The 13,468-nt window shown below is 57.5% G+C and carries 15 protein-coding genes; 8 read left to right on the top strand and 7 right to left on the bottom strand.

What is annotated here, in order from left to right:
- From VGK48_18865 to VGK48_18835, 7 genes are all read right to left on the bottom strand, one after another.
- The coding region (locus VGK48_18865) for an ATP-binding cassette domain-containing protein (protein HEY2383242.1) at nucleotides 1-552 on the bottom strand (552 nt) is incomplete at its 3' end.
- A gap of 6 nt (nucleotides 553-558) precedes the next feature.
- Nucleotides 559-1,401: an ABC transporter permease gene (locus VGK48_18860; GenBank protein HEY2383241.1), complete on the bottom strand. Its 843-nt coding sequence runs from the start codon at nucleotides 1,399-1,401 to the stop codon at nucleotides 559-561.
- On the bottom strand, nucleotides 1,401-2,240 hold the full coding sequence (locus VGK48_18855; protein ID HEY2383240.1) for a KpsF/GutQ family sugar-phosphate isomerase: 840 nt from the start codon (nucleotides 2,238-2,240) through the stop codon (nucleotides 1,401-1,403). The genes VGK48_18860 and VGK48_18855 overlap by 1 nt, the downstream gene beginning before the upstream one ends.
- A gap of 122 nt (nucleotides 2,241-2,362) precedes the next feature.
- Nucleotides 2,363-3,475, bottom strand: coding sequence for a glycosyltransferase (locus VGK48_18850; GenBank protein HEY2383239.1), 1,113 nt, complete (start codon nucleotides 3,473-3,475; stop codon nucleotides 2,363-2,365).
- 4 nt (nucleotides 3,476-3,479) lie between these two features.
- Nucleotides 3,480-4,646, bottom strand: a complete 1,167-nt coding sequence (locus tag VGK48_18845) for a glycosyltransferase family 4 protein (protein ID HEY2383238.1) — start codon at nucleotides 4,644-4,646, stop codon at nucleotides 3,480-3,482.
- Nucleotides 4,643-5,560 carry an NAD(P)-dependent oxidoreductase gene (locus tag VGK48_18840; GenBank protein HEY2383237.1) on the bottom strand — a complete coding sequence of 306 codons (918 nt, stop codon included), beginning with the start codon at nucleotides 5,558-5,560 and terminating at the stop codon, nucleotides 4,643-4,645. The genes VGK48_18845 and VGK48_18840 overlap by 4 nt, the downstream gene beginning before the upstream one ends.
- 381 nt (nucleotides 5,561-5,941) lie before the next feature.
- A complete protein-coding gene (locus VGK48_18835; protein HEY2383236.1) occupies nucleotides 5,942-6,871 on the bottom strand; it encodes a sigma-54 factor interaction domain-containing protein in 930 nt (309 codons plus the stop codon).
- 134 nt (nucleotides 6,872-7,005) lie between these two features.
- Between VGK48_18835 and VGK48_18830 the strand changes: the two genes are divergently transcribed.
- From VGK48_18830 to VGK48_18795, 8 genes are all read left to right on the top strand, one after another.
- On the top strand, nucleotides 7,006-7,650 hold the full coding sequence (locus tag VGK48_18830; GenBank protein HEY2383235.1) for a fibronectin type III domain-containing protein: 645 nt from the start codon (nucleotides 7,006-7,008) through the stop codon (nucleotides 7,648-7,650).
- 360 nt (nucleotides 7,651-8,010) lie between these two features.
- On the top strand, nucleotides 8,011-8,397 hold the full coding sequence (locus VGK48_18825; GenBank protein ID HEY2383234.1) for a hypothetical protein: 387 nt from the start codon (nucleotides 8,011-8,013) through the stop codon (nucleotides 8,395-8,397).
- 36 nt (nucleotides 8,398-8,433) lie between these two features.
- Nucleotides 8,434-8,871 (top strand): prepilin-type N-terminal cleavage/methylation domain-containing protein, encoded by a 438-nt coding sequence (locus VGK48_18820; protein ID HEY2383233.1) that lies wholly within the window; start codon nucleotides 8,434-8,436, stop codon nucleotides 8,869-8,871.
- A complete protein-coding gene (locus tag VGK48_18815; GenBank protein HEY2383232.1) occupies nucleotides 8,868-9,302 on the top strand; it encodes a type II secretion system protein in 435 nt (144 codons plus the stop codon). The genes VGK48_18820 and VGK48_18815 overlap by 4 nt, the downstream gene beginning before the upstream one ends.
- The gene (locus VGK48_18810) at nucleotides 9,289-9,939 is read left to right on the top strand and encodes a prepilin-type N-terminal cleavage/methylation domain-containing protein (protein ID HEY2383231.1); all 651 of its coding nucleotides are present in this window, start codon (nucleotides 9,289-9,291) and stop codon (nucleotides 9,937-9,939) included. Before VGK48_18815 ends, VGK48_18810 begins: the two co-directional genes overlap by 14 nt.
- Nucleotides 9,936-10,922: a type II secretion system protein GspK gene (locus tag VGK48_18805; GenBank protein ID HEY2383230.1), complete on the top strand. Its 987-nt coding sequence runs from the start codon at nucleotides 9,936-9,938 to the stop codon at nucleotides 10,920-10,922. Before VGK48_18810 ends, VGK48_18805 begins: the two co-directional genes overlap by 4 nt.
- Nucleotides 10,923-11,362: 440 nt before the next feature.
- Complete coding sequence (locus VGK48_18800) at nucleotides 11,363-13,030, top strand: hypothetical protein (GenBank protein HEY2383229.1); 1,668 nt, start codon at nucleotides 11,363-11,365, stop codon at nucleotides 13,028-13,030.
- A gap of 179 nt (nucleotides 13,031-13,209) precedes the next feature.
- Nucleotides 13,210-13,468: hypothetical protein (locus VGK48_18795; GenBank protein ID HEY2383228.1), on the top strand; the 259-nt coding region annotated here is incomplete at its 3' end.

Genomic DNA, 13,468 nt, shown 5'->3' with positions numbered 1-13,468 from the left:
GCCCACAGCAAGCACTTCATCGACCAGCAGAATCTCCGGTTCCAGATGCGCGGCAACGGAGAAGGCGAGCCGTACGAACATCCCGCTCGAGTAAAACTTCACCTGTGTATCGATAAATTTTTCGACGTCGGCGAAAGCGACGATTTCGTCGAATTTCCGGTTCATCTCCCGGTGGGTCATGCCGAGTATGGAACCATTCAAATAAATGTTTTCCCGTCCGGTGAGCTCGGGATGAAACCCGGTTCCGACTTCGAGCAGCGAGTTGACCCTGCCCCGGATTCTGGCCTCTCCGGAAGTCGGCTCGGCAATGCGCGAGAGAATTTTCAGCAGTGTGCTTTTGCCCGCTCCGTTTCTTCCAATGATCCCTACGGTTTCGGACTCGTGGATCGTGAAAGAAACATCCTTCAGCGCCCAGATGAACTTGTCTTCATTTTTGTTGCGGCGTCCTGAAAAGATATTGGCCAGTTTGTCTCGTAAGGCTTTGTACGGTTCCCGCTGTCCGAGCGCGTACCTTTTGCTGAGACCTTCTGCGGTGATCGCAAACTCGCTCACGGAGCCTCAGCGTCCCCCGGAGCCGATGGCATCGGCAAATCGTCTTTCACAACTGCGGAACCAGACCACGCCGGTCACGAACAATAGTGCGGATACAAGTGCGGAAACGACCAGAACGGGCGCCGGCGGCTCGCCGATCCCCAGCAGGCACCAGCGGAAGCCTTCGATGACTCCCGTCATTGGATTCAAGCCGTAAATCAGTCTCCACTTCGCCGGCACCAACGACGCCGGATAGACCACCGGCGTCAGGAAGAACCACACCTGCGTGAGGAATGGGATCGTGTAGATCACATCGCGGTATTCGACGTTCAGCGCCGACAGCCAGAATGCCAGACCCAATCCACCAACCAGCATCAGCAAAGCCAGCAGCGGCAGCCACAGCACCGATGCTCCGATCGTCACGGCGTAAACAAGCATCATGGCAAAAAGCAGGACCATGCTGATGGCCAGATCGAACACGATGACGAGGCTGCTGGCCAGGGGAACAATGATTCGCGGGAAATAGACCCGGCTGATCAGCCGCTGATCCGTGATCAGGCTGTTGCTGGACTCCGACATGATTCTCGAGAACGCCTGCCATGGAAGCAGCCCGGCGAGCGCAAACACCGGATAGGGGATGCCTTCGGAGGGCATTTGCGCCAGCCTTCCGAACAGCACCGTGAAAATAAGCAGCAGCGCCAGGGGTTGAAGAATGGTCCATGCGATTCCGATCGCCGTCTGCTTGTATCGCACCTTGATATCGCGCCAGGTCAGAAAGTAAATCAACTCACGGTAGGCCCACAGTTCGTTCAGATCGACGAAACGCCACGCCGAGGACGGCCGGATTCTGAAGATTGGCTTTTCCGGCATCAGATTCCCGCGGCAACGAGATCGTGGAGATGCACCATTCCCAGGATCCGGCGGTCGGGACTCAGTACCGGCATGACAGCTGTAGGTTTGTTTCGAGACCGCATCATTTCCAAAGCGTCGACAGCGCGATCGGTACTGTAAACAACTTCGGGCGAGGCGTTCATGATCTCCGAAATTTTCATCACGAAGAGGTCCTGGCCCGTTTCCAGGGTCTTCCGGATATCGTAGTCGGTCACGAGGCCCAGCAGTTTTTCATCGGCATCGGTGACGCATACGGCGCCGACGTGGAATCTGGTAATCGCGATGAGCATATCCCGGACTGAGGCATCGATTCGGATCACCGGCTTCTGATCTCCCCCGCGCATCACGTCTTCAACCGTCAGCAGCAGCCGTTTGCCGAGCTGGCCGCCGGGATGATGCCGCGCGAAGTCTTCCGCCGAAATGTTTTTGAGTTTCATCAGCGCGATGGCAATCGCATCGCCCACGGCGAGCGCTGCGGTGGTGCTGGCGGTGGGAGCGAGATTCAGCGGACAGGCCTCGCGGGGAATCTGAAGATCGATGACCACGTCGGACAACGCCGCCATCGATGAGCCGGCGTTCGATGTTATCGCGATGACGGGGATGCCGATTTTCCGGACCACCCGAAGCAGCGCATTCAACTCGGTCGTTTCGCCGCTTTTTCCGATTGCCAGAAGGACGTCGTCTTCCCGAACGGTGCCAATGTCGCCGTGCAAGGCCTCGCCGGGATGCAGGAATGTTGCCGGCGTTCCCGTGCTCCGCAGCGTTGCTGCGATCTTGGTTCCGATCAGGCCGGATTTTCCTATACCGGAGACCAGCACCTGTCCGCGGCAGGCTGCGATCGTTTCGACGGCCAGCGAAAACGCGGGCGAGATATTCTGCCGGACGGACTGCAGCGCTTCGATCTCGATATCGAGAACCCGCGAAATCTCTTCGACGATGTTTACGCCTGCGGCTGTCTGCTCCCGCGAAATATGGCCTCCTCGTAAATCCGTTCGGCTTGTTCAGCCACGACCAGCGGTGAGAATTTCCGCAACACGAAGTCGCGGCCAACAGCCGCATTATCACTCAAATGCGGGTCGGCGAGGGCGAAAAGTAGCTTATCGCGCAGGTCCGCCGCCTGCAGGGACTGGAATTGAAGAATGCCGTATTTTGCAGGCTCGGCCATCGGCAGCTCGCAAGCCGAAGAGACCACCACGGGACGCTTGCACAGCAGCGCTTCGTAGAGGACGACCGGGCTGGCTTCGCTCCGGGACGGCAGGACAACAACATCGCTGTCGGCGATGGCTTGCAGCTTGGCCTGGTGATCGAGAAATCCCGGCTTCAATATGTCCGGCGTGGAAGGGATATGCGCCGTCTCGCCGTCATCGGGCCCCGCGATAACGAGTTGCGCGCCGTCGATGCCCTTGAACGCGTCCAGCAAAATATCGATGCCTTTGATCCGATTCAGCCGTCCGAGGAAAAGGATCGTTTGGCGGGAGGATCGCCGCTTCGGCAACGATTCGTATGCTGATGCATCGATCACATTGTCCAGCAACCGAATGCGGGATTCCGGGATTCCAAACGACTGAGCCTCGGCCCCCTCCTTTTCCGTCAATGCGATGACGCCGGCCGCCCGGTCCATGATGGACCGTCCCCACAGGGCATCGAAAATTCGCTTGGCTGTGCGCTTGCCCAGGTAGCGTAAACCGCCGTGCGGCGAGATTAAATAAGGCAGGGAAAGCTCCTGTGCCGCGCGCGCGGCGGGGACCGTCAACGTCGAACGGAATTCATGGATGTGCAGCACGTCACAACCGGAGAGCTGCTGGCGGAGTTCTTTGCGAAATCCAGGCGGGATAAAAAGCCGGTAGTGGCGCGCGAGACCGTTGGAGAGATTTCGATAATAGCGGACCTGGATACCTTCAACGATCCTGCTCCCGGCCTCGCTGCCGGTCGTCAGCACGCGAATCTCATGACCTCGGGCCGCCAGCGCCCTCGCCAGCTCGAATGCGGCCCGCGGCGTTCCGCCATATTCCCAGTCGGGATAGAAATAAGGCGTCACCACCGCGATTTTCATTCGCTCAATCCGTTCGATCCGCGGCCAGTTCCGCGAGCCATACTGCCATTTGCTTTGCGATTTCGACCCAGTCGTAGCGCCGTGCGGCAGCGGTTCCACACTTTCCCAATCGGGCGCATCGCTCGGGGTCCGACAGCAATTGAGTCAGGACATTCACGGTGTCCGCTGTATCGGCGTAGACAATGCCATTTTCCTCTCCACTGAGGAACGGCATCGTCCCCGGCAGCTTGGTTGCAACCACTGGCTTCCCGCAGGCGAGATACTGAAACAATTTGGTCGGCAGAATTTTTTCAGTTATGCCATTCAATTCGAATGGATTGATGCAGACATCGCTCGAACGAATCCATTCCGGCAGCCGCGAATATGGCTGCAGGCCTGGGAAGATCACGTTTTCACCGGCCATGCCTTCCAGCCGCGCCTGGTCTTCTCCGGCTCCGAGAATCACCAGCTTCGCCCGGGGATGAACGGCCAGTAGGTTTTTCCAATCCTGGATGACGCGATCCAGACCGCTGAACCGGTAGATGGTGCCCATAAAGAGAACGATCGGACCATCGTCTTTGGTTTTTGGTCCGGGCGAGAACATTTCAGTATCGACGCCGGACGGCAGCAGCCGCATCCGGCTATCGGGAACCTCGTACTCCTGGATGTAATTTCGAAGGAGCGGAGTCAGCGCGATATTGAGATCGGCATTATTGAAGACGATGCTTTCGAGCATCCGCGTCGGAAGCTCGAGAGCTGGAGGAACCAGCTCATGTGTCACATCGATCGCCCGGAACGCCACGGGCACTTCATATGCGCGAGCTGCGAGCAGCGTCTGGATCCCGATGGTGGGGAGTCCATAAAGAAGGACCGCGTCGAACGATCGCTGGCTCAGCAGTCTCGCGACTTCAAATCCTTCGTTGACGGCTCCGGAGATCCGCGAAAGAAGGGGAACGCGAATCATCGCCGGACGGTACAAGCTGATCCGCGCGCGATCGTAGGCGCGGTGGATGGCGGGATAAACCTGCCGCTGCGAGACCCATCCCGCGCCGTCAGTTTCGCTCTTCCACGAATCGTTGTAATCGACCACCGTGACGGAGTGTCCGAGAAGCGAAAGAATTTCAGGAAGGATCTGGAATTCGTAGATCGTTTTCGAGAGGTAGTTCACCTCGTGAACGAGAAGAATCCTCATTTCTCAGCATAAATCGACCGCATCCAATCGAGCGTGGCCGGAACGCCTTCCTCCAGAGTGATTTTGGGATTGTGTCCGAAGGCCTGCCGCGCCTTTTCGATGTTGGGTCTTTTGTTCAGCACGTTGTGTTTGTCTTCGGGAAGGTAATTCACGATCGAATCGTCCATATGAAGCCTCTGCAGGATCAAATCGCTCAGTTCCTTGACGCCGCGGAACTCTTCGCCGCCGATGTTGTAGACTTCGCCCGCCACGAAGTTGTCCGCTACATTTGCCAGCGTCGGAGTGAAGTCGTCGATGTACATGAAGACGCGATGATAGCCGAGATAGACGTCGTACGGGAGCCGCTTCAGCGCGCGATACGTGAAGAGGCAGACGACACTCCGGTAATTATGGTAATACTCGCCCGGTCCGTAGGCGTTGAAGAACCGCAACCGCACCACCGGATTCCCGAAGCGCTTTTCGAAGTTCATGATCTGAATCTCGTTTACCCATTTGGTCGTGGCGTAATCGTTGTGCTGGAGGATCGAATGGTTGAGCGGGATGTCTTCGGAAAGAATGTCCTTGTGCTTGTCGCCGTAAATCTCGGATGACGACGCGAAAATCAACTTGAAGCCGGCGCGCTTCTGAATCTCGAGCAGGTTCCGGGTGCCGATAACGTTCGTCGTCCACAGGGTGTCGTAATATTCCTCCCCGTTGATACGTCCGAACTCGGCCGCCAGATGATAGACGTAATCGTAGTTCTGCTCGAACGCCCGTTCCAATTGCCGGTAGGAAGCAACATCGGCCCGGTAGTATTTCTGCTCGGCCTGATGCTGGAGATCGATACCCCAAACGTCGTGGCCGCGCCTTTCCAGTTCGTGCTTCAAAGGCCGGCCAAGAGTGCCCATAACTCCGGTGATCAGTATCTTAGCCACGAAAGCGGGATTCTAGCACGGGCGGGCAGGGATAATCGGCCGCAGATGACGCGGATCACGCGGATGGGATGCGAAGAAGTCCGGCTTCCTCGAAGATGGCTGCGATAAAGAATGAGGAGACGGCATCTTCCCGAAGATGATCTTGACGGAGAGCGGGAAGGCGGCATCTTCGCGAAGATGGTCACGATGGGGGGTGAGAAGATGGCATCTTCCCGAAGGTGATCGCGATAAAGAGTGAGAAGACGCCATCTTCTCGAATTGAGTTGCAATCAAGAACGAGAAGATGGCGTTTTCTCAGAATTCGTTGAGTTTAAACGGATTCGGCCTGGATGGCGCTGTCCAATCCGTACATTCCGAGTCGCCTGTAGAATTGTGTCCGGCTCAGCCCGAGTCGCCTTGCGGCGCAGGTCCGGTTGCCGCGGCACTCCGCAATCGCGGCGAGAAGGATCTGGCGCGAGTACTCGTCCATGAGCTGGTGAAAATTCCCCAGTTTGGCCGGCGCCGCCACCGTTTTTTCCGCGAAATCCGGCGGTAAATCTTCCAACTGGATGGTTTCCGTCCGCCCTGAAGACCGCCCGCCGGATCACATTCTCGAATTCTCTGATGTTGCCGGGCCACGAGTAGGTCTGGAACCGATCGAGAACCGGTTGTGAAACACCCGTTACAACGCGCTTGGCCTCGAGTACATACAGCGGGATCAGATATTCGGCGGAGGATCGGAATGTCATCGAGCCGTTCGCGCAGTGGCGGCGTGCGGACGATATCCATGGTCAAGCGGTCGTACAGGTCTTCGCGAAACTGATGGGCGCGGGCCATTTCCGCCAGGTCCCGGTTGGTCGAAACGATAAGGCGGAAGTCGATGGGTATTGGCCGTTGCCCGCCGACTCTATCGACTTCGCGGGTTTCCAGTACACGGAGCAATTTCGGCTGAGCGATCAGACTGAGTTCGCCCACTTCATCGAGCAGAAGTGTTCCGCCATCGGCCTGTTCGAAGCGGCCCTTCCTGAACTCGGCATTGGTGAAGGCGCCCTTTTCGCAGCCGAAAAGCTCGGTTTCGACCAGCGTTTCCGGCAGGCTCGCGCAATTCACGCGGATGAACGGCCCGCTGGCGCGGTTGCTCTGCATGTGGATCTCGCGGGCAACCAGCTCTTTGCCCGTTCCTCTCTCGCCCTGAATCAATACCGTCATATTTGTCGGCGCCGTGATTCCAATGTCGGCGCGCAGTCTTTCGAGCGCTTCGCTGGTGCCGATCAGCGGCCGGTTATTCGGCAATGAACGAGCCGAGTGTGCCGGAAGCGAAACATGTTTCATTTCCGGCACAGTTTCCACAATTCGCGCCAAAACGCAAGCAATTGAAAATGAAAGGAAACCCGACGCAACGCGTTTGGTATGTCTCGTGCTATAGATATGCCGTCTGCAATTTCAAAGAAAGGAGGTAAACGACAATGGCAATGGTACCGAAACTCATCAAGGCGGCGCTTGGTTTGACAAAAGCGCTGCCCGAACTGGTCCTCTCACAGGGTCAGGCCTTGTTGAAGGGTTTGACCGGCAATTCGAATCTACCGAATGCGCCGATCGATCTCAATGTCTTCAAGGCGGATCTGGACTCCTATGCCGCTTCCATCGCGGACGCGAAGGACGGCGGCAGGAAAGCCATCACGCTGCGCAATACGCAAGGCATGGTGGTGATCCATGCGATCCGGCAATTGGCGGCGTATGTGGAGCTCAACTGTAAGGATGATATGAATATCTTCCTGTCCAGTGGTCTTCAGCCGCGATCCAGCACGCGCACTCCCGCGCAGCCGCTGGATCAGCCGATGATCCTGTTCCTCGACCAGGGCACGTCCGGTCAACTGTTGGTCTCGATAACAAAGGTTCGTGGCGCTAAATCCTACGAACTGCATTACGGGCCGGCAGGACCGGGCGGCGCCACACCCACGGCGTGGTTGGCGCAGATGGTTCCGAACGTCAAGTCCGCTGCTTCGATAAGCGGCCTGACGCCGGGAACAACGTACGCGATTCAAGTCCGCGCGTACGGTCTGCTCGGCTATACCGAATGGTCCGACTCCGCGACGCGTATGGTCATCTAACGCGTCGCGGCTCGCGGATGGGGCTGAAGGCCCCATCCGCTCTGCCTGAACATGCTCTCCCCGATGAAACACAATATTCGCAAAATGTCTGTAGCAGAAGTCTTGCACGCCAGCTTGCAGTTAAAGTACATTCCGGCTCATTAAGAAATAGGCCGGAATAAGCCTCAATGCGTTGGACAAATGCGTTCGGCTCCGCACGCGCGTCCCGTCGCCGTCGCCTCCCGGATGTCCCCGGTGCCGTCGAGTACTACCCGTATAAACCTTCACGGCCACAGAAGAGTTAGCCGCCCTCGATCACTCGCGATAATCCCGCCCGTGTTACAATCCGCGCCTATGCAGGCCGTATTTCTCCTTCTTTTAATGCTTTTAGCTCCCCAGGCGGCGGACCGGCCGCCGCAGGCCAAAAATGATCCCAATGGCGTGTGGCAATCGGACAGCGGGACGAAATTTGATTTGAGACTGACAGATTCCAATCTGAAGGTGAAACTCGTGGAGGGTTCGAATCCCGTCTATCTCAAATACGAAGTGGACCTGAAGAACGCCGGTGAAGTGAATACCTATGCCGGCGCCGGCTACTTCGTCGCAAAGCTGCCCGAGAAGGAGTGCCGGTTTGACACCAATTGGAATGTCACCGTCGTTCAGCCCGAAACGATTGTTGCGGTTATTTCACATATTGTTCCGGACCCCGCCACTTGTGAAGTCAAAGACCGCCGCGACGAACTCACAGAGCTTAAAAAAATCAAGTAAATCGTCTTTTTACGTCTCTTAAGCGTCTTTCCAGCTGTGAGAAGGAGTGCTAACCGCGGGATCACGCTGATCGAGATGCTGGTCGTCATGGTGTTGATCGCCATGATCGGAAGCATTGTCGGTCCTGCGGTTGTGCGCCGATTCGACACCATTACGCTTCAAACCACGGCGACAGAACTCGCATCGCAGCTTCGAAGGGCGCAGGCGGTGGCCCGGGCGGATCAGTCTCCGGTAGAGATGACGTATTCCGATCATGTCTTCCAGTTCTGGAAGTCGTCCAAGCCTGTGGCGTCATACACCCTGCCTGCCGCCGTTACGCCCGTGAATCACAACCTTCCGGCTTTCGTCTTCCTGCCATCCGGACAAATCCTGGGCGCGGAGGCGTTGGAGCTGCAGAACGAACGCGGCCGGAGGATCGCGATTAAGACGGATCTCCTCAGTGGAATCACCGTCAGCTTCGGAGCCGCGCTGTGAAGCGCTCGCGCGGGTCTGCCGGATTCACCCTGATCGAAGTGATCGTGGCGATGACGATCCTCGGCATCGGGTTCTCGGCGGTGTTCGCTGGAATGTCTCAATCTGCGCGCAACATTACAAAAATCGAAGATGTCCAGCGGCGCGAGATGTTCACCCGGAACCTGCTCGCGGAACTGGATCTTGTCCAGCAGTTGAAGCCGGGGGATAACGCGAGCGGAATCTTCAAAGACGGAACCCGCTGGCGGCTGGAAGTGCAGTCGTACATCCTTCCGACGGATCAATTGCAGGCTGCCGTTGTACGTGTCGAGTTGCGGCTCGAATGGGATGCCCCGGCCGGGCTTCAGCGCCGGACCATCGAAACGTACCGCTTCGTGAGGCCGGTCAACACACCGGTTCCCGGGCTGGAAGAGCAATTACGTGCTTTGCAATAAAGACAATTCGCGGGCCGGGTTCACGCTCATTGAAGTTCTTGTATCGATAACGATCATGGCCATGGTCGGCGTCATCGTTCTCTCGGCCACACGTTCAGGTCTGGCGATGTGGGACAAGGGCGGCGCTCATATCGAAAGGCTGCACCGTTCCCGCGTGGTTCTCGATGTTCTGAATGACCAGATTCGAGGCGCGCTGCCGATGAGCTATACCGTCAGGACTAGCGAAAGAACGGTTTCGCCGCTCGCCTTCGACGGCACAGCTTCAAGTCTTCGTTTCCTCAGCCGTACCAGCTTCAAGGACGGACCTGATGGAGTGCCGCGATGGGTGACGATTCAATGGGCATCCGGAGAATTGAAGGTGGAAGAGCGCCGCATTCTGCCTCCGGACAACGCTCCTGATCCGTCGGTCTACTGGCACGATACCGTTCTGCGCGGCGATTCCTGCGCTTTCGGTTTCCTGACCGATGCGCAGCCGAACAGGCCTGCGGTCTGGGTGCAGGCGTGGCATTTCCCGGCAAATCCTGTTCTTCCAAGAGCGGTCCGCCTCAGCTGCGCCATACCGCCAAAGAATGATGTTCAAGCTGTGATTCCCCTCGATTATGCGGCAGCGTCCGCAACCGGGCTGGTACTTCGATGAGTCGAAACTCCGAGGGCATTGCCCTGCTCGCAGTCATGGCCGCATTGATGGTTCTCAGCGCGATCGCGCTCGGACTTGCAGCTTCCGTCCAGACGGAAGCGAGAATCGATGCCGCCGACTGGAACGGACTCCAGGCCGAGCAACTGGCGCGCTCCGGCCAGGAATTCGCAGCATTTCTTCAAGCCCGCAGTTTGCCAAAAACTGCGGATGCGATGGCGGGCCTTCCGCTCGAGGTGGTCCGGCCCGGATTTCAGTATCGCGCGCAACTTGCGGCGGGCGCCGTGGATATTTATTTCGAGAGCGACAACGGCAAGCTGGATCTGAGCAGCGCTCCGCCGGAAGTCCTCACCAACTTTTTCGCGCTGTGGACCGGCGACTTTACGAACGGGCAGGCCATCAGCGCCGCGATCGAAGATTGGCGGGATGCCGACAATGATGTCCGAGCCAATGGCGCCGAAGCGCCCTATTATGCTCCGCTCAACTATGTCCCGCGAAACGGCGGTCTTGGCCTCGCGGATGCCCCGCTGATCCGGGGTATAAGTTCAGCAGACTTCCAGTTGAAAGCGTCGCAACAAAACGGTACAGCCTCGCTGCGGCCCGGGCTCGATGCGTATATTACATCCGCAGGTGCGGGAAGCCTCATCAATGCAAACTTTGCGCCGGATCTCGTGTTGCGATCGATTCCGGGTTTGAGCGAATCCCAGGTCGAGGCGATCCTCGCGGCTCGAGCCGACCGGATTTTCGATGATGCCACCGACCTGCAGGCCCGATTAGGTATCTCGTCGACCGCACCCTTCTTGAAATATTTGACACTCAGCCGGAGCGCGCCGGCTGTTTTGACCGTTTCGAGCCTGAAAGCCGGATCCCCGCTCAGCCGATCGGAGCGCCGGATTACTTATAGCTTTAGCGGATACAACATCGCTACCGGACTCCCGGAATCCAGAACCGCTGTCGGCCGGGTTCAACGAAACGGGGTGCAGTGAGTCGTTTCTAACGCATGAGTTGCATCAACTGAGTAGAAATAACTCACGCTTGCCGGACCTGCGTCCGCAGCCTGTCCTTCATTTTCAACAATGTAAAAGTCTTTCCCCTTTGGCGGCACACTTGCAATGCTCAGCCCGGCTTGCTGCCTTTGCCCGCAGGCACTTGCATGCGAGTCGAGGTAGCTTAGCGATTGACATGGGTATACCCACATGTTAGGTTTATCAGTTTGATGCATGTCGTTAGTTCCATGGAAGATGCATCAAATTGAATCGTTCGGGAAAGCATCCAGCGCTGGTTCCAAACCCGAACGTCGACCGCGCCTGGGGTCCACATGGTTTTTCGCTGAGGTTTTGTTGTTCTGAATGCCGGCTGCAATTTGCGTCTGGCAGGACGATGTACAAACGTGTTCACTGTTCACAATTAAGGAGAACAAGAAGAAATGTTGAGATTGAAAAATATTTTGCCTGTGTTTGTCGCACTCCTGTTCCTGGGAGTCGCCAGCACAGCGTTTGCACAGGTTAGCTGCAACGTAGCTAGCACGCCTGTCAGCCGCGATTCCAACACCGGTTTGACGGAGCCCGCGGGCGACATCACGTTCCAATGTACGGAGACTGGTGCCGCGGCCAGCACGGCAGGAGCGACGATCACGGTCAGCTACGGCGTGCCGATAACAAACGACACGACCACTGTTCCGTTGGCCCCGGCCTATAACGCGACAAAGCTGATTTCCGTCGTCGACCCGAACGTTGCCGGTTGCCTGAACCCGACATCTGTCACGGTTAGCAACGCCTCCGGTTCGGTGGTTATCCAGTTGCCTGCCGTCGGTACTGGCGTCGCTGGTTCTACCTGCAACTACACCTTAACCGGTGTGCTCATTGGCCTGGCCGGGAGCGGCGCGACGTCCGTCGTCGCCACCGTGTCGGTCAGCCCGGGAAACAACCTGCTGATCACAGCCGGCCAGAACACCCCGACGGTCGTAACGTCGGTGCTGGCTCCGATCGTGACGGCGGGCGTTGTGCTTAAGACCGGTCCGGCGATCATTCCCACGACTGGCGCTTCCGCTGCCTTTACCCAGACCTTTACCATCAACACCACGGAAAACTACATCGACATGTTCCGCGATAAGCTGAACGCTGCCGGTGGTGGTTTCAACAGCGGTGCCGCCAGCAATGGCGTTCAGCTGCTCTACACGTTCACGGGTATTCCGACAGGCGCAAGCCTGGGTTCGGCTGGAACACCGTGCACGGCCTCGATGACGAACGGAAGCACGGTCTCGATCACGTCGACCGCAATTACCTCAATTGCTCCGACCACGACAGTGGAAGTCTCAGGTATCACCGCCGCGAGCTTGACGGCTATCGACACGATCACTCTCAGCTGCACTCTCTTCTCGAATGGCACCGCGACCTTGCCGTTGACTCCCGGCAGCATCACGGCGACCGTTACTCTGGGGCCGGTCGGAACAGCGTTCAGCGCAGCCGGCGCGGTTCTGAACAACCCGGCCACCACTGGTCAGGTTCCGCGTTACACCGGACCGACCTTTGGACCGTTCACGGTCGTGAATATCATTCCGTTGACCACCCACATGCTCTTCCCCTACGTTACGATCGGGAACGGGTTTGATACGGGTTTCGTCGTCGCGAATACGACAGCCGATCCGTACGGTGCCAAGACGGGTGGCGCTCCTGCACTCGGTGGACCGGTGACGATCGCGTTCTATCCGAACAATGGCGGAGCCGCCTTCTGCGCCAGCACTGGTACAGGTGCAGCAGCCGTAGCCGGAATCACCAGCTGCTCCACGGTGACTGCAGGTACCGGTTTGACTTCCGGTGCCGTAGCCAGTGGAAGTTCGTGGGTGGTCCTGGGATCACAGATCCTGGCTGGCATTACCGGAGCTCCCGCGACATTTAGCGGGTACGCTTTCGCTATTGCCAACTTCCCGTTTGCGCATCCGACAGGATTCGTTGCCGATGCGACATTCAGCGGAAAGTTCGCATCCGGCGGTCCGGCGCTCGTTCTGACGAACCCGGCTGTTTCAGGCCGCTCGGGTATTCCTACTGCGAATGCCACTTGGGCGGGAACTTTGACTGAGTCTCTTGGTCACTAATTTTCTGATGTAAACTAGGGGGGCGCCCATAGCGCCCCCCTTTTTTTATGCGTAAACTCACTCTATTTATTGCTGTTTATCTATGTCTTGTACAGGTCGGCTCCTCGCAGGCTCTGGATAAACTGTTAGCCCGTTCGGAAGGTTATCTTCAGGCCCGTTCGGCCGGGAATAAACAGGAAATGGCCCGATTTGTGCCGGTTAATAAGCGGCCGCTGTTTCTGGAGGGGAATCCCCCACCAATGTCCAAGGCGCAGCTCGAGGGGTTCGACTTTACGAGCGATCCAAAGACAATCATCGTCCGCTATACCGCAACCTTCACTCTTCCGGAGGTTGGTCCTGTCACTGCGCCGGTTCGGGAACCGTGGACCTGGGACGGTAAAGAGTGGTTCATAAAAGTTGATGACACGGGACGCCCATTTCCGACAACCAATAGCGCGC

Source organism: Terriglobia bacterium, assembly GCA_036496425.1.
Taxonomy (GTDB): domain Bacteria; phylum Acidobacteriota; class Terriglobia; order 20CM-2-55-15; family 20CM-2-55-15; genus 20CM-2-55-15.
The sequence above is the reverse complement of the archived record's forward strand: the minus strand, read 5'-3'. Positions and strand labels throughout refer to the sequence as shown.

What these genes read in the sequence shown, in the direction of transcription:
- VGK48_18860 (HEY2383241.1), bottom strand. Translation starts at nt 1,401, where the DNA reads ATGCCGGAAAAGCCAATCTTCAGAATCCGGCCGTCCTCGGCGTGGCGT.
- VGK48_18850 (HEY2383239.1), bottom strand. Translation starts at nt 3,475, where the DNA reads ATGAAAATCGCGGTGGTGACGCCTTATTTCTATCCCGACTGGGAATAT.
- VGK48_18845 (HEY2383238.1), bottom strand. Translation starts at nt 4,646, where the DNA reads ATGAGGATTCTTCTCGTTCACGAGGTGAACTACCTCTCGAAAACGATC.
- VGK48_18835 (HEY2383236.1), bottom strand. Translation starts at nt 6,871, where the DNA reads ATGAAACATGTTTCGCTTCCGGCACACTCGGCTCGTTCATTGCCGAAT.
- VGK48_18830 (HEY2383235.1), top strand. Translation starts at nt 7,006, where the DNA reads ATGGCAATGGTACCGAAACTCATCAAGGCGGCGCTTGGTTTGACAAAA.
- VGK48_18825 (HEY2383234.1), top strand. Translation starts at nt 8,011, where the DNA reads ATGCTTTTAGCTCCCCAGGCGGCGGACCGGCCGCCGCAGGCCAAAAAT.
- VGK48_18805 (HEY2383230.1), top strand. Translation starts at nt 9,936, where the DNA reads ATGAGTCGAAACTCCGAGGGCATTGCCCTGCTCGCAGTCATGGCCGCA.
- VGK48_18800 (HEY2383229.1), top strand. Translation starts at nt 11,363, where the DNA reads ATGTTGAGATTGAAAAATATTTTGCCTGTGTTTGTCGCACTCCTGTTC.